Source organism: Bacillus sp. TCT6, assembly GCF_056033845.1.
Window position 1 is genome coordinate 1 of the sequence record NZ_JBVYHX010000004.1, and the last position, 18,899, is coordinate 18,899.

16 protein-coding genes, 9 tRNA genes, 1 rRNA gene and 1 riboswitch are annotated in these 18,899 nt (G+C 36.9%); of the genes, 21 read left to right on the forward strand and 5 right to left on the reverse strand.

Features of this window, described 5'->3' with window-relative positions:
* Positions 1 to 82: 82 nt before the first annotated feature.
* The 19 genes from rrf to AC0ONG_RS29680 all read left to right on the forward strand — a co-directional run bounded on the left by rrf (position 83) and on the right by AC0ONG_RS29680 (position 12,461).
* Positions 83 to 198 (forward strand): 5S ribosomal RNA (gene rrf / locus AC0ONG_RS29590).
* Positions 199 to 207: 9 nt separating this feature from the next.
* Positions 208 to 282 (forward strand) — tRNA-Asn (locus AC0ONG_RS29595).
* Between the two features lie 4 nt (positions 283 to 286).
* Positions 287 to 359: transfer RNA gene (locus AC0ONG_RS29600), tRNA-Thr, on the forward strand.
* Positions 360 to 380: 21 nt separating this feature from the next.
* Positions 381 to 455, forward strand: a tRNA-Glu gene (locus AC0ONG_RS29605).
* A 5-nt stretch (positions 456 to 460) separates the two neighbouring features.
* Positions 461 to 536, forward strand: a tRNA-Val gene (locus AC0ONG_RS29610).
* Positions 537 to 552: 16 nt separating this feature from the next.
* A tRNA-Tyr gene (locus AC0ONG_RS29615) sits at positions 553 to 636 on the forward strand.
* Positions 637 to 701: 65 nt separating this feature from the next.
* Positions 702 to 776 (forward strand) — tRNA-Gln (locus AC0ONG_RS29620).
* A 5-nt stretch (positions 777 to 781) separates the two neighbouring features.
* Positions 782 to 857: transfer RNA gene (locus AC0ONG_RS29625), tRNA-Lys, on the forward strand.
* A gap of 5 nt (positions 858 to 862) precedes the next feature.
* Positions 863 to 934: transfer RNA gene (locus AC0ONG_RS29630), tRNA-Gly, on the forward strand.
* A 10-nt stretch (positions 935 to 944) separates the two neighbouring features.
* Positions 945 to 1,017, forward strand: a tRNA-Ala gene (locus AC0ONG_RS29635).
* Positions 1,018 to 1,134: 117 nt separating this feature from the next.
* Entirely contained in the window at positions 1,135 to 2,280 is a 1,146-nt protein-coding gene (locus AC0ONG_RS29640) for a glycerate kinase (protein ID WP_000869593.1), read from the forward strand.
* Positions 2,281 to 2,490: 210 nt separating this feature from the next.
* On the forward strand, positions 2,491 to 3,384 hold the full coding sequence (gene rocF / locus AC0ONG_RS29645; protein ID WP_000711565.1) for an arginase: 894 nt from the start codon (positions 2,491 to 2,493) through the stop codon (positions 3,382 to 3,384).
* A 248-nt stretch (positions 3,385 to 3,632) separates the two neighbouring features.
* Positions 3,633 to 4,454: a diadenylate cyclase CdaA gene (gene cdaA / locus AC0ONG_RS29650; protein ID WP_001115692.1), complete on the forward strand. Its 822-nt coding sequence runs from the start codon at positions 3,633 to 3,635 to the stop codon at positions 4,452 to 4,454.
* A complete protein-coding gene (locus AC0ONG_RS29655; RefSeq protein ID WP_000359605.1) occupies positions 4,447 to 5,934 on the forward strand; it encodes a CdaR family protein in 1,488 nt (495 codons plus the stop codon). The genes cdaA and AC0ONG_RS29655 overlap by 8 nt, the downstream gene beginning before the upstream one ends.
* A complete protein-coding gene (glmM, locus tag AC0ONG_RS29660; protein WP_000521478.1) occupies positions 5,927 to 7,273 on the forward strand; it encodes a phosphoglucosamine mutase in 1,347 nt (448 codons plus the stop codon). The genes AC0ONG_RS29655 and glmM overlap by 8 nt, the downstream gene beginning before the upstream one ends.
* A 288-nt stretch (positions 7,274 to 7,561) precedes the next feature.
* Entirely contained in the window at positions 7,562 to 7,747 is a 186-nt protein-coding gene (locus AC0ONG_RS29665) for a hypothetical protein (RefSeq protein ID WP_001206405.1), read from the forward strand.
* Between the two features lie 12 nt (positions 7,748 to 7,759).
* Positions 7,760 to 9,562, forward strand: a complete 1,803-nt coding sequence (gene glmS / locus AC0ONG_RS29670; protein ID WP_000334156.1) for a glutamine--fructose-6-phosphate transaminase (isomerizing) — start codon at positions 7,760 to 7,762, stop codon at positions 9,560 to 9,562.
* A 260-nt stretch (positions 9,563 to 9,822) separates the two neighbouring features.
* Positions 9,823 to 11,787, forward strand: a complete 1,965-nt coding sequence (locus tag AC0ONG_RS29675) for a S9 family peptidase (RefSeq protein ID WP_000867578.1) — start codon at positions 9,823 to 9,825, stop codon at positions 11,785 to 11,787.
* 107 nt (positions 11,788 to 11,894) lie between these two features.
* The gene (locus AC0ONG_RS29680) at positions 11,895 to 12,461 is read left to right on the forward strand and encodes a DUF4256 domain-containing protein (protein WP_000147384.1); all 567 of its coding nucleotides are present in this window, start codon (positions 11,895 to 11,897) and stop codon (positions 12,459 to 12,461) included.
* 72 nt (positions 12,462 to 12,533) lie between these two features.
* Here the strand turns inward: AC0ONG_RS29680 and AC0ONG_RS29685 are convergent, their stop codons facing one another.
* Complete coding sequence (locus tag AC0ONG_RS29685; protein ID WP_000586147.1) at positions 12,534 to 13,040, reverse strand: DoxX family membrane protein; 507 nt, start codon at positions 13,038 to 13,040, stop codon at positions 12,534 to 12,536.
* A 393-nt stretch (positions 13,041 to 13,433) separates the two neighbouring features.
* Between AC0ONG_RS29685 and AC0ONG_RS29690 the strand changes: the two genes are divergently transcribed.
* Positions 13,434 to 14,210: an SDR family oxidoreductase gene (locus tag AC0ONG_RS29690; RefSeq protein ID WP_136996852.1), complete on the forward strand. Its 777-nt coding sequence runs from the start codon at positions 13,434 to 13,436 to the stop codon at positions 14,208 to 14,210.
* 40 nt (positions 14,211 to 14,250) lie between these two features.
* Here the strand turns inward: AC0ONG_RS29690 and AC0ONG_RS29695 are convergent, their stop codons facing one another.
* The 4 genes from AC0ONG_RS29695 to AC0ONG_RS29710 form a co-directional block, all read right to left on the reverse strand.
* Positions 14,251 to 14,919 (reverse strand): methionine ABC transporter permease, encoded by a 669-nt coding sequence (locus AC0ONG_RS29695; protein ID WP_000428878.1) that lies wholly within the window; start codon positions 14,917 to 14,919, stop codon positions 14,251 to 14,253.
* Positions 14,894 to 15,934 (reverse strand): methionine ABC transporter ATP-binding protein, encoded by a 1,041-nt coding sequence (locus AC0ONG_RS29700; protein WP_000571305.1) that lies wholly within the window; start codon positions 15,932 to 15,934, stop codon positions 14,894 to 14,896. The genes AC0ONG_RS29695 and AC0ONG_RS29700 overlap by 26 nt, the downstream gene beginning before the upstream one ends.
* Positions 15,935 to 15,946: 12 nt before the next feature.
* Positions 15,947 to 16,759, reverse strand: a complete 813-nt coding sequence (locus AC0ONG_RS29705) for a MetQ/NlpA family ABC transporter substrate-binding protein (RefSeq protein ID WP_000756989.1) — start codon at positions 16,757 to 16,759, stop codon at positions 15,947 to 15,949.
* An 85-nt stretch (positions 16,760 to 16,844) separates the two neighbouring features.
* Positions 16,845 to 16,959, reverse strand: a riboswitch (SAM riboswitch).
* Between the two features lie 79 nt (positions 16,960 to 17,038).
* Entirely contained in the window at positions 17,039 to 17,947 is a 909-nt protein-coding gene (locus tag AC0ONG_RS29710) for an NAD(P)-dependent alcohol dehydrogenase (protein WP_000643848.1), read from the reverse strand.
* Positions 17,948 to 18,103: 156 nt separating this feature from the next.
* On the opposite strand from AC0ONG_RS29710, the gene AC0ONG_RS29715 reads away from it, so the two are divergent.
* The gene (locus AC0ONG_RS29715) at positions 18,104 to 18,868 is read left to right on the forward strand and encodes a DUF6612 family protein (protein WP_000733608.1); all 765 of its coding nucleotides are present in this window, start codon (positions 18,104 to 18,106) and stop codon (positions 18,866 to 18,868) included.
* The last annotated feature ends 31 nt before the right edge of the window (positions 18,869 to 18,899 follow it).

The following is an 18,899-nucleotide window of genomic DNA, read 5'->3' on the forward strand; positions in this document are numbered from 1 at the left end:
TAGCGATGTTATCTAGTTTTGAAGGAATATATATTTAAAATTCCTTTTGACATTCTGAAAAGAATGTGTATAATGATAAAAGTCTGGTAATGATGGCAGAGAGGTCACACCCGTTCCCATACCGAACACGGAAGTTAAGCTCTCTAGCGCCGATGGTAGTTGGGACCTTGTCCCTGTGAGAGTAGGACGTTGCCAGGCTTGTATTGTTCCGCAGTAGCTCAGCGGTAGAGCTATCGGCTGTTAACCGATCGGTCGTAGGTTCGATTCCTACCTGCGGAGCCATTATGCTTCCATAGCTCAGCTGGTAGAGTACTTCCATGGTAAGGAAGAGGTCACCGGTTCAAGCCCGGTTGGAAGCTTGGAAAAGTTTTTAAATTTTTGGCCCGTTGGTCAAGTGGTTAAGACACCGCCCTTTCACGGCGGTAACACGGGTTCGAATCCCGTACGGGTCACCACTTTTGGAGGATTAGCTCAGCTGGGAGAGCACCTGCCTTACAAGCAGGGGGTCGGCGGTTCGATCCCGTCATCCTCCACCATATATGTTTAAATGTCGGAGGGGTAGCGAAGTGGCTAAACGCGGCGGACTGTAAATCCGCTCCTTCGGGTTCGGCAGTTCGAATCTGCCCCCCTCCACCATTTTCTTTAAAATAACCTGAAAGGGTTTATTTTTTTGAGAAGATAACCATACTAGTAAATATTAATGGGCTATAGCCAAGCGGTAAGGCAACGGACTTTGACTCCGTCATGCGCTGGTTCGAATCCAGCTAGCCCAGCCATTTACGAGCCATTAGCTCAGTTGGTAGAGCATCTGACTTTTAATCAGAGGGTCGAAGGTTCGAATCCTTCATGGCTCACCATTTTCGCGGAAGTAGTTCAGTGGTAGAATACAACCTTGCCAAGGTTGGGGTCGCGGGTTCGAATCCCGTCTTCCGCTTTATTACTAAGGGGCCTTAGCTCAGCTGGGAGAGCGCCTGCCTTGCACGCAGGAGGTCAGCGGTTCGATCCCGCTAGGCTCCATCTAAATAGAAAAAGCTTACATCATACGATGTAAGCTTTTTTGTGTTTAAAAAGACAACTTTTATATTTATCGTTTAAAATGAAGAAAACGTAAAAATAAGGGATGGGGGGATAATTGTGAAAGTTGTTATTGCATCTGATTCATATAAAGAAAGCCTAAAAGCTATAGAAGTATGTGGAGCTATTGAAAGAGGTTTTAGAGCGATTTTTCCTAATGCAGAGTATGTGAAAATACCAATTGGAGATGGAGGAGAAGGGACGGTTGAATCACTTGTTGATGCTACAGGGGGGAGAATTATATCAATTAGTGTGACAGGACCGCTTAGAGAAGGTGTACAAGCTTTTTATGGCATTTCTAAAGATAAAAAGACAGCGTTTATTGAAATGGCAGCAGCATCAGGATTACAGCACGTTCCAGTTGAAAAGCGCAACCCACTTATTACAACGACAAAAGGAACAGGAGAACTTATATTACATGCGCTAGATCAAGGAGTGGGGTACATAATTTTAGGACTTGGAGGAAGTGCTACAAATGATGGTGGGGCAGGTATGTTAGCAGCTTTAGGAGTAAGATTTATAAATGACAAGGGTGAAGTAATAGATCCATCTGGAGGCGCATTACATTCAATTGATGCTATTGATTTTTCACAACTGGACCCACGCTTAAAGGGAGTAAAGATAGAAGCGGCCTGTGATGTGGATAATCCATTAGTCGGAATGCAGGGGGCATCTTTCGTATTTGGGAGACAAAAGGGTGCGAATGTAGAGATGATGAAAGAGCTAGATGAGAATTTAAAACATTACGCGAATATCCTTAAACGATATGTATCTTTTGATGTATCTGAAATACCTGGTGCAGGGGCAGCAGGAGGAATGGGAGCGGCTGTTATTTCAGTGTTAAAGGGAGACTTGCGAAGGGGCATTGAAATTGTATTGAATTATACAAATTTCGATAAACATATAGAAGATGCAGATCTCATTATAACTGGTGAAGGTAGAATAGATGAACAAACTGCATATGGGAAGGCTCCTGTTGGTGTTGCGGGGCGTGCGAAACGTTTTTCTGTGCCTGTAATTGCTATTGGAGGGTCTGTATCATCTGATTATCCAGCTGTTTACGAGAAAGGAATAGATGCGGTATTTAGTATTACAACAAGACCGATGACACTAGAAGAAGCATATAGAGTAGCAGAAGAAAATATTGAAATGACAACGAAGAATATTGCAGCAGTATGGAAAATAGCGTCAGAAAAACACTTCTAAATGTAGGAGTGTTTTATTATTATTATTTGATAATAGTGATTGCGATTGTTTCATTAAGTTAACTTTATACATAGAATAGTCTTGAAATTTGATTTTCAACGTGAATATAAGTGAATAAATTGTATATCCATACAAAAAAATGTCGAGTTGAGTCAGACTATATAAAAGATTTAAAATATTTAGTGAAGGCATAAAAGGGGGATACTATCTATGAAAAAAGAAATTTCAGTTATTGGAGTTCCAATGGATTTAGGACAGATGCGTCGTGGAGTTGATATGGGACCGAGCGCGATCCGTTATGCAGGGGTAATTGAAAGAATTGAAGAAATTGGATATGACGTTAAAGATATGGGAGATATATGTATAGAGAGAGAAAAAGAGGTAGATGAAAATACAAAATTAAGAAACCTTACACAAGTTGCAACTGTATGTAATGAATTAGCAAGTAAGGTGGATCATATTATAGAAGAAGGTCGTTTTCCACTTGTATTAGGTGGTGACCATAGTATTGCTATCGGTACATTAGCTGGTGTAGCCAAACATTATAAAAACTTAGGTGTTATTTGGTATGATGCACACGGTGATTTAAATACAGAGGAAACTTCACCATCTGGAAATATTCACGGTATGTCACTTGCAGCAAGTTTAGGTTATGGACATTCTTCACTTGTAGATTTATACGGAGCATATCCAAAGGTGAAAAAAGAGAATGTTGTAATTATCGGTGCGCGTGCATTAGATGAAGGAGAAAAAGACTTCATTCGCAATGAAGGTATTAAAGTGTTCTCGATGCATGAAATTGATCGTATGGGGATGACGGCTGTTATGGAAGAAACAATCGCATATTTATCTCATACTGATGGTGTACACTTATCATTAGATTTAGATGGTCTTGATCCTCATGATGCACCAGGTGTTGGAACGCCTGTAATTGGTGGTCTATCTTATCGTGAAAGCCACTTGGCGATGGAAATGTTAGCGGAAGCTGATATTATCACATCTGCTGAATTTGTTGAGGTAAATACGATTTTAGATGAGAGAAATAGAACGGCAACAACAGCAGTTGCTTTAATGGGTTCTTTATTCGGTGAAAAACTAAAATAAATGTAAGAAAAGCAACTGAGAAGTTGCTTTTTTTATTTGAAAATAGGCGTATAATAATGATTTATATTATACTGTAAGATAAAAATGTTTGACATCTTACCAATTTGAGCTAAAGGGGGTTGTTTGTAATTGTCGTTTGTTTCATGTATGGTATAATTAACTAGTTGTTGGAAATACATACAGATAGAGCATAAAACAATATTTCAATATATGGATAGAATTGCTCGTAAGTAGGAGGAAGGGATAGCATGCCTTTTGAAGATACGACCATTTTGAAATATCTTAGTACGGCATTAGATATTGCCATTGTATGGTTTATTATATATAAGCTGATTCTCATAATCCGAGGGACGAAAGCTGTTCAACTTTTAAAAGGGATTACAGTTATCATTGTCGTTAAGATGATTAGTATTTTCCTTGAATTGCATACGTTATCTTGGCTAACTGAACAAGTATTAACATGGGGATTTTTAGCCGTTATTATTATCTTTCAGCCAGAATTGCGAAGAGCACTTGAGCAGCTAGGGCGCGGGAGTTTATTTTCGCGTGGTGGACCGCATGAGGATGATGAACCTGAAATGGTTGCAACAGCGATAGCAAAAGCAACCGAATATATGGGGAAACGTAGAATTGGTGCATTAATTACTTTGTCAAAAGAGACCGGTATGGGTGATTATGTGGAAACGGGTATTCCGCTGAATGCAAACGTATCATCGGAATTACTTATTAATATTTTCATTCCAAATACACCTCTTCATGACGGAGCGGTAATTATGCAAGGAAGTACAATTAAAGCAGCAGCATGCTATCTTCCATTATCAGAAAGTCCGTTTATTTCTAAAGAATTAGGAACTAGACATCGTGCTGCAATGGGAGTTAGTGAAGTTACTGATAGTATTACAGTAGTTGTGTCTGAAGAAACTGGTCAAATTTCTTTAACGAAAAATGGTAAGTTGCATCGTGATTTGAAGACAGAACAGCTGAAGGATATGTTATTAGCTGAATTTAGTGGGAACGAAAAAACGACTTCTTCGTCTTTATGGAATTGGAGGAGAAAGCGTCATGGATAAGTTAATGGAGAATCATTGGTTTTTAAAAGGGATCTCATTACTATTGGCGTGTATGCTTTTTATGTCAGCGACGTTAACTGAAAAAAATACGACATCAGGTATATTACCTTTTGCAAATGATACGAAAGAAACATTAACTAATTATGCGATTAACCTTAAGTATGATGAGGAGAAATATATTGTAAGTGGTATTCCAGCAGAGGGCGTTAAGGTGAAGTTAGAAGGCCCAAAAGCATCAGTTGCTACAGTAAAAGCAAAAAAACAATTTGACATACCAATTGATTTGCGAGATAGTCCAAAAGGAACTTATGAGATTTCTTTAAAAACGAACGGGCTTCCAGATGATGTGAAAGGAACAGTTCAGCCATCAACAATTAAAGTTACTCTTCATGAAAAGGCGAGAAAATATGTTCATGTAGATTTGAAATTATCAAATGAGGATCAGATGCCAGCGGGGGCTACTCTCGAAAAATCAAGCCTTAAACCGGATACTGTTGAGGTAGTTGGGACGAAAGAAGAAATTGAAAGCATTTCATCTGCCAAAGCGTATGTTGATTTAAAAGGTGTTAATAAAACTGTTACAAAAACGCCCGAAGTTACATTATACAATAAAGAAGGAAAACGTTTAAATGTAAGAACAAGTCCATCTAAGATTAGTGTAACGTTGAATGTGGCAACGCAAACTACAGCCAATAATACTGAAAAAACTGTTCCTGTAACGTATACGAAGAAGGGGAGTTTAGCAGAAGGGTTGGCAGTTACAAATATCAGTGTCGAGCCGAGAGAAGTAACGATAGCTGGTCCAAAAGATATTTTGGATAATATACAATCGCTAGAGGGGGTCGAAGTAGATTTTAGTCAATTGACAGAGTCTACAACATTCGATGCCTCTGTTTTATTACCCAAGGGTGTAACAAGTGCAAAACCGAATCAAGTGAAGGTTTCGGTGGGAGTACAAAAAACAAAACAAACGAAAACAAAAACGATTGATGGTATCCCAATCCAAAAAAATGGACTTTCTAAAGATGTTACGGCTCAGCTGATTTCGCCGCAAGATGAAAAGATAAGTGTTGATATTTCAGGAGAAGCAAGTATAGTAGATAAAATAACAGCTGCTCAAATAACAGCGGTAATTAATCTGCAAAATGTATCTTCAGGGACGAAAGATATTTCTATTCAAGTGAGTGGTCCTGGTAATATTTCAATAGAGCCAAAACAAAAAAGTGCTAAAGTTACTATTGTAAAGAAAGAAAAACCAGATAAAGAAGTACAGGGTAACGGTCAACAACCGGATTCAAACACCAATCAAGAAAATCAAAATGAGAAGCCAAAAAATCCTGAACCCGATCCAGAAAAGGAAACGGAACAGGAAAATAATCAAAACCAAAATCAAGATAAAGATAAAGAAACTAGTCAAGAACCAACAGTAGATAACCATAATCAAAAAGAGCAAGAAAAAGGAGCGAATCATAATGGGTAAATATTTTGGTACAGATGGAGTACGCGGAGTTGCAAATAAGGAGTTAACACCTGAATTAGCTTTCAAAATTGGGCGTTTTGGTGGTTATGTATTAACAAAAGATACAGATCGTCCAAAAGTAATTATCGGTCGTGATACACGTGTATCTGGCCATATGTTAGAAGGAGCTTTAGTAGCAGGTCTATTATCAACTGGAGCAGAAGTAATGCGCCTTGGCGTTATTTCTACACCGGGTGTTGCTTATTTAACAAAAGCACTAGACGCACAAGCGGGTGTTATGATTTCTGCATCTCATAATCCAGTACAAGATAACGGTATTAAATTCTTTGGTTCAGACGGCTTTAAATTAACAGATGAGCAAGAAGCTGAAATTGAAGCTTTATTAGACAAAGAAGTTGATGAACTACCACGTCCAACAGGTACTAACCTTGGACAAGTGAGCGATTACTTTGAAGGTGGACAAAAATATTTACAATACATTAAACAAACTGTTGAAGAAGACTTCTCTGGCCTACATATCGCTTTAGATTGTGCACATGGTGCCACATCTTCTTTAGCTCCATACTTATTTGCAGATTTAGAAGCTGATATTTCAACAATGGGGACTTCACCGAACGGTATGAATATTAACGAAGGTGTAGGATCTACACATCCAGAAGTATTGGCTGAATTAGTAAAAGAAAAAGGTGCTGACATCGGACTTGCTTTTGATGGCGATGGCGACCGTTTAATTGCTGTAGACGAAAAAGGAAACATCGTTGACGGTGATCAAATTATGTTTATTTGTGCGAAATACATGAAAGAAACTGGTCAATTAAAACATAATACAGTTGTTTCAACTGTTATGAGTAATTTAGGTTTCTACAAAGCACTTGAAGCAAACAATATTACAAGCGATAAAACAGCAGTTGGTGACCGCTACGTAATGGAAGAGATGAAACGCGGTGGTTACAACTTAGGTGGAGAACAATCAGGCCATATTATCTTACTTGATTACATTACAACTGGTGACGGAATGTTAAGTGCACTTCAACTTGTAAACATCATGAAAATGACGAAAAAACCATTATCTGAGCTTGCAGGAGAAATGACGAAATTCCCACAATTGCTAGTAAACGTTCGTGTAACAGATAAAAAATTAGCATTAGAAAATGAAAAAATTAAAGAAATTATTCGTGTTGTAGAGGAAGAAATGAACGGTGATGGCCGTATTCTTGTTCGTCCATCTGGAACAGAGCCACTTATTCGTGTAATGGCAGAAGCACCAACACAAGAAGTTTGTGATGCATTTGTACATCGCATTGTAGAAGTTGTGAAAGCTGAAGTTGGCGCTGAATAATTAGCTGAATTTATATGAAAAAGGAGCACAATAAGTGCTCCTTTTTCATATGTTTTATAGACGATGAAAAAAATTTCATTGACGGTTTATCCATGTTTGTTATAAGATGGTCTTGTTCTTTTTCTCAAAGGAAATATTGTAAATTATAAAAGCGCCAGAACTACAAATAGTGTAGTTGACGAGGTGGGGTTTATCGAGATTTCGGCGGATGACTCCCGGTTGTTCATCACAACCGCAAACTTTTACTTAAATCATTAAGGTGACTTAGTGGACAAAGGTGAAAGTGTGATGAGAGAAGAGGAACGGATGAAAACTAGCTGTATAAGTATATACGGACTTAAACCCAATCGAGAGGAAGGTGAAAGCCGTTACAAGCTTACAGGGCTAGCAATATGTAATCCGTTTTTTAGTATAAATAAAAATGGTATCGGACTATGTCGTTACATGTTCGCAGAGCAGTGTAAGCATTTGTAACGGCGACTAAACATGTGTGGAATCGTAGGATTTATTGGAGAGCAAGATGCAAAGGAAATTTTATTAAAAGGTTTAGAAAAGCTAGAATATCGTGGATATGATTCAGCAGGTATTGCAGTACAAGCAGAGAACGGTGTTGTTGTATACAAAGAAAAAGGCCGTATCGCAAAACTTCGTGAAATCGTAGATGAGAACGTAGCAGCAAGCGTAGGTATCGGACATACACGCTGGGCTACACACGGTGTTCCAAGTAAAGTAAACGCGCATCCGCATCAAAGTACATCAAAACGCTTTACACTAGTTCATAACGGTGTAATTGAAAACTATGAATTAGTGAAAAAGGAATATTTACAAGATGTAACGTTCGTAAGTGAAACAGATACAGAGATTATCGTACAGCTTATGGAACAACAAGTGAGCACAGGATTAAGTGTAGAAGAAGCGTTCCGTAATACGCTATCTCTTTTACATGGCTCTTATGCAATCGGATTACTTGATGCTGAAAATCCAAACATGATTTATGTTGCTAAAAACAAAAGCCCGCTATTAGTAGGTGTTGGTGACAACTTTAATGTTGTGGCAAGCGACGCTATGGCGATGTTACAAGTTACAGATCAATTTATTGAGTTAATGGATAAAGAAATCGTAATCGTAACGAAAGAAAGTATTACAATTAAAAACTTACAAGGTGAAACGATTGAACGTGCACCTTTTACAGCGGAATTAGACGCAAGTGATATTGAAAAGGGAACATATCCTCACTTCATGCTTAAAGAAATCGATGAGCAACCACTTGTAATCCGTAATATAATTCAAAAGTATCAAGATGAAAATGGCGAAATTGAATTAAATCAAGACATCCGCAATGCGATTTTAGATAGCGATCGTATTTACATCATTGCATGTGGAACGAGTTATCATGCAGGTCTTGTTGGAAAACAATTTATCGAGAAGTTTGCAAACATGCCAGTTGAAGTACATGTAGCAAGTGAATTCTCTTACAACATGCCATTATTAACAGAAAGACCATTCTTCATTTACATTTCACAAAGTGGTGAAACAGCTGATAGCCGTGCAGTACTTGTACAAACAAATGAAATGGGTCATAAAGCATTAACAATTACAAACGTGCCTGGTTCTACTCTTTCTCGTGAAGCTGATTATACACTTCCATTATACGCTGGACCAGAAATTGCAGTTGCATCAACGAAAGCTTACACAGCACAGCTTGCAGTACTTTCAATTTTAGCAGCTGATATTGCTAAAGCAAAAGGTGAAGTTCTTGATTTCGATTTAACACACGAACTAGGACTTGTAGCAAATGCAATGATAGAACTTTGTGATCAAAAAGAAGAAATGGACGCATTAGCAAAACAATTTTTAGCAACAACGCGTAACTGTTTCTTCATCGGACGTAGCGTAGACTTCTACGTAGGATTAGAAGGTGCGTTAAAACTAAAAGAAATCTCTTACATCCAAGCAGAAGGATTCGCTGGAGGAGAGTTAAAACACGGTACAATCGCTTTAATCGAAAATGGTACACCAGTTATCGCACTTGCTACACAAGAGCACGTAAACCTTGGAATTCGTGGTAACGTGAAAGAAGTAGTAGCACGCGGTGCTAACCCATGTATCATCTCAATGAAAGGCTTAGAAATGGAAGGTGACAGCTTCGTATTACCAGCTGTCCACGAAGCACTAGCACCGCTAGTAGCAGTTATTCCATTACAACTTATCTCATACTACGCAGCACTTCACCGCGAGTGTGACGTTGATAAGCCACGTAACTTAGCTAAATCTGTTACTGTTGAGTAGGAGATTGGTAGGTTAATAAATATAGTTATAGCTTTAAAATAAATTTACAAATTTGCACCCCTTTAGATATTTTATCTAAAGGGGTGTTTTTGTGCCGAAAAAGAACATCTAGAATTGGTAAGTGGATAGAACCCTATAGATTAATGTTTTACTTTTATTTATCTGAATTTTCCGTTATTATTTTAAGTATCTGTGAAAAATCTCCTTTATTACGACAAAAAGAGACGAGAGATTTATGGAAATTTCAAGGGGGGATATTGATGAAAGTGAATAAAAAAACATATCTAAGTATAGAAGAGATTATTTCATTACCAACCTTATCAAGTACAAACATAAGTGATGATGGTAAAAACGTAGCGTTTGTTAAGAAGACGGCTAACTGGAAAGACAATACATATAGGAATCATGTATGGATATATGGAAAAGAAAAGGGACAGAGTTGTTTATTGATAAATGGAGATATAGAAAGTACATGCCCATTATGGTCTCCAAATTCTAGGGATATAGCATATCTTAGCCCCGTTGGTAATGGGAAAAATCAGATCTTTGTTAAGTCACTAGATGGTTATGAAGGGGTTCAAATTACTGATGAGAAAGAAGGAGTCAGTACATTCAAATGGGGTCCTACTGGCAAGGGTCTTTATTATGTTACGCAGTCAAAAGAATGTGTGGAGATAAAGAAGCGTAGGGATCTATATGGAGAGTTTCAACATATAGGTAAGGAACACCAGAATAATTGTTTATATTACATTGAAATAGAAAAGGTGATACAAAGTGATACATATGAACACGAGAAAAGAGTTGTTTATCAATTAACTGATGGTAAGGATTTTCATATCCATGAATTTGATATTTCAAATGATGGGAAGAAGATTGTGTTTATGGCGACACCAAGCTCAAATATGGCGGATTATATAAATGGAGATTTATACATACTCCATACTAAAGCTGGAGAGCTACAAAAGCTGAATGTGGATAAGTTGTTGGGCGGTAGCGTCTGCTTTTCTCCTGAAGGCAGTAAAATATGTTACACAGCAAGTATAAGAGAGAAGGATTACTATAGAAACCATATACAAGACAGTACGTTAGAGGTATATGATATAAATACAGGAGAGGTAATTCAACCTGTAACAGATTTTGATAGTACTGTTATGCCATTACAGTGGACAGCTAAAGGAATTTTAATTAGATGGCAGGATAAAACGAATTATCGTATTGGATTACTAGCTGAAGATGGCACTGTAGAAGCATTAAGCGAAAAAGTAGATGGCTTTATAATGGATGCTTCTATAACAAAGGATGGAAAACATATATCCTATAATAAGGCTATAACAAATGAAACCTTTGAAATCTATTTAGACGATAAAAAAATAACGGATGAAAATAACTTTTTCAAAGGGAAACTTAAAAGTAACAGGCAAATCATCTCATGGAAAAGTAGTGATGGTCTTGAAATAGAAGGTGTTTTATCAACGCCAGTAGAGTTTGACGTAAATAAAAAATATCCTTTATTAGTAGTAATTCACGGCGGTCCGGCTTGGGCATCCTTTCCGATATTTTCAGACTGCTTCAATGAGAAATATCCGATTGAACAGTTTATCGAAAAAGGCTTTATCGTTTTAGAGCCAAACTACAGAGGAAGTTCTGGTTATGGTAATGAATTTTTAAAAGCAAACTATAGAAAACAGGGAATCGCTGACTATGATGATGTTATATCAGGGGTGGATAAACTAGTTGATCAAGGGATTGTAGATAATGATAAAGTAGGAGTTATGGGATGGAGTAACGGAGGATATATATCAGCTTTCTGTTCTACATTTAGTAGCAGGTTTAAAGCTATTTCAGTTGGAGGCGGAATCACGAACTGGAGTACTCATTATGTAAATACAGATATCCCTTATTTTATTAGAATGTATTTAGGAAATACCCCATGGAATGATCGAGAGATATATACGAAGACATCACCTATGACGTATATTAAATCAGCTTGTACGCCTACCTTAATTCAACATGGGGAAAAGGATGCAAGAATTCCAATTACAAATGCATATGATCTATATCAAGGATTAAAGGATATGGAAGTTGATACAGAATTAATTATATTTAAAGGAATGGCATATAGTCCTAATCAGCCGGGAATGAATGTAGCTATTATGAAGCAGAATTTGATGTGGTTTTCACACTATATTCTTGGAGAGAGTGTAGAGGGTTTTAGGACTTTATAATGGATGTTTGTAAAAGACATAAGGTTGAAACGCTCTTCATATTGAGATGATTTATTATAAAATATATACTTAAACTACTATCCGTACACATATCAGGGAGGATTAATATGACAGGAAATAAAAATGACTTACTAGTAGAAAAACGTGAAGAGTTATTGAAAGTATTGAAAGCTCGTTTTGAGAAAAACATGAACCGCCATGAAGGTCTTGAATGGGCTAAAGTTGAAGCGAAGCTGACTACTAATAATGAAAAATTGTGGTCACTTAATGAAATGGAAGTAACTGGCGGTGAGCCGGATGTTGTTGGTTATGATGAAGAAAAGGACGAGTATGCTTTCTATGATTGTTCAAAGGAGAGTCCTAAAGGCCGCAGGAGTCTTTGTTATGATCTTGAAGCGTTAGAATCAAGAAAAAAACATAAACCAGAAAATAACGTTATTGATGTTGCAAATGCTATGGGCATTGAACTATTAACTGAAGAACAATATCGGGAATTGCAAAAACTTGGGGATTTCGACATGAAATCATCAAGCTGGGTACAAACACCTTCAGATATTCGAGAACTCGGTGGTGCTCTATTTTGCGATTATCGCTTCGGACATGTTTTCGTGTACCACAATGGAGCAGACTCTTACTATGCTGCCAGAGGTTTTCGTGGCTCGTTAAAAGTTTAAATTAGGATAAATAAGAAAAAGAGCCTATACTCAGGCTCTTTTTCTTATTTATATTTTAAAAGTAAACTGTTACTACGCAGTTTTACTTAATTTATATGTTCCGTGGTTGTTTTTATGGAAAAGTTTAGGAGAGATATAGCCATCTAATCCAATACGTCCAGCGTTCTGCCCTGCAACTAAAATGAATATAGTCAAAATAAGCAGGTTTGGGTTTACACTAACAGTTCCACTTAATAAAAATGAAAGATTCATTATGATTCCGAAAAATGCAGCTGTTTTTGTTAATCCGCCTAAAATTAAACCTAGACCTACTAAAATTTCTCCCCATTGAACTAAAAAGCTAAATAGGTCTGCGTTTGGAAGGACAAAATGTTGAAGAAAATCTGCCCACCAATTTTGTACTGCAGGGTGGTCACCTGATGCTTGAGCAATAGCACCCTTTAGAAAACCACTTGCGTCAAAAGATTGTCCGAAGACTTTGCCTATCCCAGCAGCGAGCCATGTATATCCTATGTAAAGACGTAAAAGTAATAATATGAAAGTAGCACGTTTATCAGTTCTTAAAAAATTGATAATCATTGAAATCCCTCCAATATTGTATTTACAAGTTTATTATATATTCAATGTGAAAAGATTCACAATGGAGAGAATGTGAACAAGGATAGGTTGTGAGTAATTGTTTTATTTTTTGTAACATTTTATCTGTTTTGGTAAACTAAGAATAGAGATATATGTAAAGGGGACAAAGACTTAATATGTGGATGAATTTGTAATGATTAGAAATTAGATAGATGAATTTTTCTCTCATAAGTGAGGGTTTATTTAGCTATCTGTAAATCATTCAAGGACTGCATATTTGGCTTGTACATCCCTTTTGTAAGGATAGATGCCTATTTTATGTATCTGTCTTTTTTTGTGGGAAATTTTATATCTCTTATATAAAGTATGCGCCCTTTAAACTTGGAGGAGTATATGATGAATCAATTAAAAAATAAAGTAGCAGTTGTTACAGGGGTAAGTCGTCTAGATGGTATTGGGGCAGCGATTTGTAAAGAATTAGCTGAAGCAGGATACGATATGTTTTTTACGTATTGGACAGCTTACGATAAAGAGATGCCTTGGGGCGTCGATAAAAATGAACAAATACAATTAAAAGAAGAGCTATTGCAAAACGGTGTTAGAGTATCGAGCATGGAGTTAGATTTAACTCGGAATGATGCACCGAAAGAGCTTATAAATAAAGTTACTGAACAATTAGGGTACCCTTATATATTAATTAATAATGCAGCGTACTCTACGAATAATGATTTCTCTACGTTGACTGCTGAAGAACTAGATAAGCATTACATGGTAAATATCCGTGCGACTACATTGTTAAGTAGTCAATTTGCCCGAGGATTTGATAAGAAATCTGGTGGTAGAATTGTTAATATTACTTCGGGGCAATTTCAAGGTCCTATGGCAGGAGAACTAGCTTATGCGACAACGAAGGGAGCTATTGATGCTCTTACTAGTACATTGTCAGCAGAGGTAGCTCATTTAGGAATAACAGTGAATGCACTTAATCCAGGACCAACCGATACAGGATGGATGACTGAAGAGATAACACAAGGGTTAAAGCCGATGTTTCCTTTTGGCAGAATTGGTGAGCCAAAGGATGCAGCTAGACTCATTAAATTTTTAGTAAGTGAAGAAGCTGAGTGGATTACTGGGCAAGTTATTCATTCAGAAGGTGGATTTAAAAGATAAAAAAAGAAGGCATCTCACCCTGGTGAGATGCCTTCTTTTTTTAATCTTTCTTCAATCTTCGTGCAACACCATTCCCTAAAGACTGTAATCCTTGAACGAGGATAATTAAAATAAAGACTGTTGCATACATTACTTCAGGTTCATAGCGTAAATGTCCGAAGCGGTATGCCAAGTCCCCTAGCCCTCCAGCACCTACGAGTCCAGCCATTGCTGTTGCGCCAATTAAGCCAATTGTTGCAATTGTTAATCCAAGTACAAGGGAGGGACGAGCTTCTTTCACCATGACGTGCCAAATGATTTTAATAGTAGAGATACCCATTGCTTGATAGGCCTCAATAACACCGCGATCTACTTCTAGTAAGGCTGTCTCCATTAAACGTGCGATATAAGGAGCTGTGAAGACGACAAGCGGTACGATGACACCTTGCACGCCAATGGATGTTCCCATTAGAAACTTTGTAAAAGGTAAGATGAAGAATAATAGAATGATAAATGGAAGAGAGCGAATTATATTAATAATTGTATTAAGAATAGGATAAATGATTTTATTTTCGTGCTGTCCACCAGGTCTTGTTAAAACAAGTGTTACACTAAGTGGCAGTGCAATAAGGATCGAGATGAGTAATGAAATAGATGTCATTTGAAAGGTTTGGATTGTGGCTTCCCATATGACTTTACTCCATTCATCCAAAAAGGACTTGTTTTCCATAGTCTGTTTTCCCTCCCTCTACGATGATACCTTTCTCTTGTAAGAATGCTAAAGCACGGTTTACTTCATTTTTTTCACCTTGCATATGAACGACAAGTTTCCCATATGCCTCATGTTTTAACTGTGTAATATTACCAGATAAAATATTTGGATATACTTGGAAACGTTTTGTGGCGACAGCTAGTGCTGGTTCTCCTGAAGAACTTCCTATAAAAGAAAGTGTTACAATTTCTCCAGTACTTTGTAGTTCTTTCTGTACCTCTTCTGGAATTTTCGCTGCAAATGCGCTATTTACAAATTTCTTCGTTGTTACATGTTGTGGGTTTGTGAAAATATCTTTCACAGTCCCGCTTTCGACTACAGATCCATGTTCCATAACGGCAACGCGGTCGCATATACGTTGGATGACATTCATTTCATGTGTAATGAGTAAAATCGTAATTCCAATTTCTTCGTTAATCTTTAATAACAAATCAAGAATAGAATCAGTTGTTTCTGGATCTAAAGCGCTCGTTGCTTCGTCACTTAATAACACTTCAGGCTCATGTGATAGTGCACGTGCAATTGCAACGCGCTGTTTTTGACCGCCAGAAAGTTCGCTTGGATAAGCATCTTTACGGTTAAAAAGATCCACGATGCGTAAATATTTTTCTACTCTTTTTTCAATTTCCGCTTTTGGAATGCCAGCAAGCCGTAACGGTAATGCAATATTTTCATAGACGGTAACAGTTTTAAGTAAATTGAATCCTTGAAAGATCATTCCGATTTTTTGTCTCGCTTTTGCTAGTTCTTTTGTTGATAATGTTGTTAGGTCTTGTTCGTTTACAATGATATTTCCTGTCGTTGGTTTTTCTAATAGATTTACACATCGAATCAATGTGCTTTTACCAGCGCCACTATACCCAATGATTCCAAATACATCGCCTTTTTCTACTTTAAGGGAAGTAGACTTAAGAGCCTCAACATTCCCTTTTTTTGTTGTAAATACTTTGGATATGTTTTTTAATTCAATCATTATCGTCAGCTCCTACCAAGATGGTAAAACTGAACCATCAAATTTTTTCTCGATAAACTCTTTTACTTCTTTAGATTGATAAGCTTTCTTTAATTTGTTTACAACGGCATCATCTTTATTTTCAGTACGAACAACGACCCAGTTCACATATGGTGAATCTTTTCCTTCGCGGAAAATAGAATCTTTCGCTGGACTTAATTTTGCACCTAATGCAAAGTTTGTATTAATTGCAGCTGCTTTCACTTCACTTAGTTGCGTTGGTAATTGAGAAGCTTCTAATTCAACAATCTTTAAATTTTTCGGGTTTTCAATTACATCTTTCGCAGTCGCTTTTTCTGTAGCCTTCGGATCAACTTTTAAAACCCCTGCTTTTTCAAATAATTTTAAAGCTCGCAGTTCATTCGTTGGGTCATTTGGTACAGCAATTGCATCGCCCTCTTTTAAGTCTTTTACATCTTTTATGTTTTTAGAATATATGCCCATAGGGAATGTTACTGTTGAAAATACTTCAGCTAATTTCATATTGCGTTCAGCTTTAAATACATCTAAATACGATTTTGTTTGGTAGCTATTTACATCAAGGCTTTTTTCATCTAAAGATACGTTCGGCGCTACATAATCATTAAATACTTTTATATCAATTTCGAGACCATCTTTTGCTGCAACTTCTTTTACCTTTTCAAAAATTTGTTCATGTGGTCCACCTGTTACACCGACAGTAATCTTTTTCTCGTCTAATGCTTTTACCTCTTTATCTGAACTCACGCTACAGGCGCCTAATAATAATACTGCTCCGCTTACAATGCTTAATAATACCTTTTTCATCTATAAATCCCCCTTCATATACGTTCCAAAATAAAAAGCACCTCCCAAAAATAAGAGAGGTGCCGAATAGACGAAATAGATTCCTCTCTTATCGTCCAAAACGAAAACTCGTTTTGCAGGAATTAGCACCTTAGCTTATATGTTATAAGCTCGGTTGCCGGGCATCATCGGGCCAGTCCCTCCGCCACTCTTGATAAGAGTATGTGTATGTAGTTTTGAATATGGTACTAATAGTAAATCGTACAAAAAGAATTGTCAATGATATTTTCAGAATATATTTTATTTTAAGGTAATCGAAACATTTCCTTTCTTATGGCCCATTTCTACATACGTATGGGCTTCTACAACTTCTTCTAATCGGTAAGTTCTATCAATAACAGGTTTTAGCTTTTCTGTTTCAGCTAGTTGTTTTAGTAGGTTCATATCTTCTTTACTGACCTTTGCCATCATTCCATTCACAGATACATATTTTCCATTAGGCATTAATGCATCTGTACAAAGAGACTTTTTATATTTTCCAACTGCATCAAATATAATATCGTAGTGCTCGCCCTGCTTAGTAAAATCTTCTTTCATATAATCAATTACGTTGTCTGCCCCTAAGGCTGTAACTAAATCGAAATTCGAACTACTACAAATAGCTGTGACAGTCGCCCCGAAGTATTTAGCAAGTTGTACGGCAGCTGTCCCTACTGAACCAGAGGCGCCGTATATAAGTACTCGTTGCCCTTTTTTTATCTGTCCTTTTCTAAGGAAGTGCAATGCTGAAGTTCCGCCAAAAGGAATAACGGCAGCTTCTTCATATGTCACATTGGTAGGTTTTAATGCTATTAATCCACTTTCATGCACGCATGTGTATTCGGCATAACCACCAAGGTTTAGTTCTGTTAATGCAAAAACTGGATCTCCTTTTTTAAATTGTGTTACATCTGTTCCAATGTCTTCGATTTCACCGGATAACTCTACGCCAAGTATAGGTTTCCTCGGTTTTCTGAAACCTAATATGATCCGCATAGGAATCCAAAATAAGAGGGGGCTATTAAAGCCACGTATTCTACAATCTCCAGTCGATACACTTGTTGCGTGAATTTTAACTAATACTTCATTTTTTTTAGGTTTAGGCTTTTCTACATTTTGAATCTGGAGAACATTAGGTGGTCCATACTTTGTGCAAATAATTGCTTTCATAATGACCTCCTGAAATGAGTTGTTATTATTTACATCATATTTAAACTTTTTCTCAAACATGTTACTATATAGGAAAAAAATTAAAGAAGAATATTACGAATTATATAGATTTCATAGGAAAAGAGATGATATTATTTTTGGGAAGGAGGGGACGTTATGAAAAAACTTATTTTAATTTCAAGTTTAGTACTTGCAGTTGGTCTAGGAGTAGGGTGTAGTAATGAGGAAACAAAAAAGACTGATGAACCGAAAAAAGAAGCTGTGCAGAAAGAAAAGGAATTAACAGCGAAGGATGTTTTCAATAAAGCGAATGAAGCTTTTAAAAACGAAGAAAATGTAACGATGACATATGATGTGGGAATAAAGGCTGAAGGAACAGAGATGAATGTAATGAAGGCTAAAATGCAACTAGAGCCGAAGAAAAAAAACTCTCGTTCTGAAATGAATGTTTCTGGTACAGAGGTTATTGTTTATGATGTGGGTGGAAAAATTGCTGGTCAGGTGAAAAATCCTAATTCGGGTGAAGTTATGTCTGTACCAGAGGAACAATTAAATGCTAACGGAATGAATGCGACTCAAGGAATGGTAGATAATTTAGAGATTCCATCGGAAATTTTAAATAAAGTGAAGATGGAGAAAAGTGGAGATAATTATAAGCTGAAGTTTGCATTAAAAGGGAAAGAGACAGAGAGTATGCTAGCTAGTATGGATGAAAAGCAGAAACAAATGCTACAAGGCCAAAATGCAAAGATAGAAGAAATAGATGGGGAATATATTATTACAAAAGATTTTAAATATGAATCAGCAAAGATAGATATGGTTATGAGTAGCAATGGTGAAGATAAAGCGCACATTATTACGGATGCAAAGTTTACATCGTATGATAAATTTGATCCAATACAATTGCCAGCAGCAAAGTAATCACTGTCAAGAGAGGTACCTGAAAGAACGG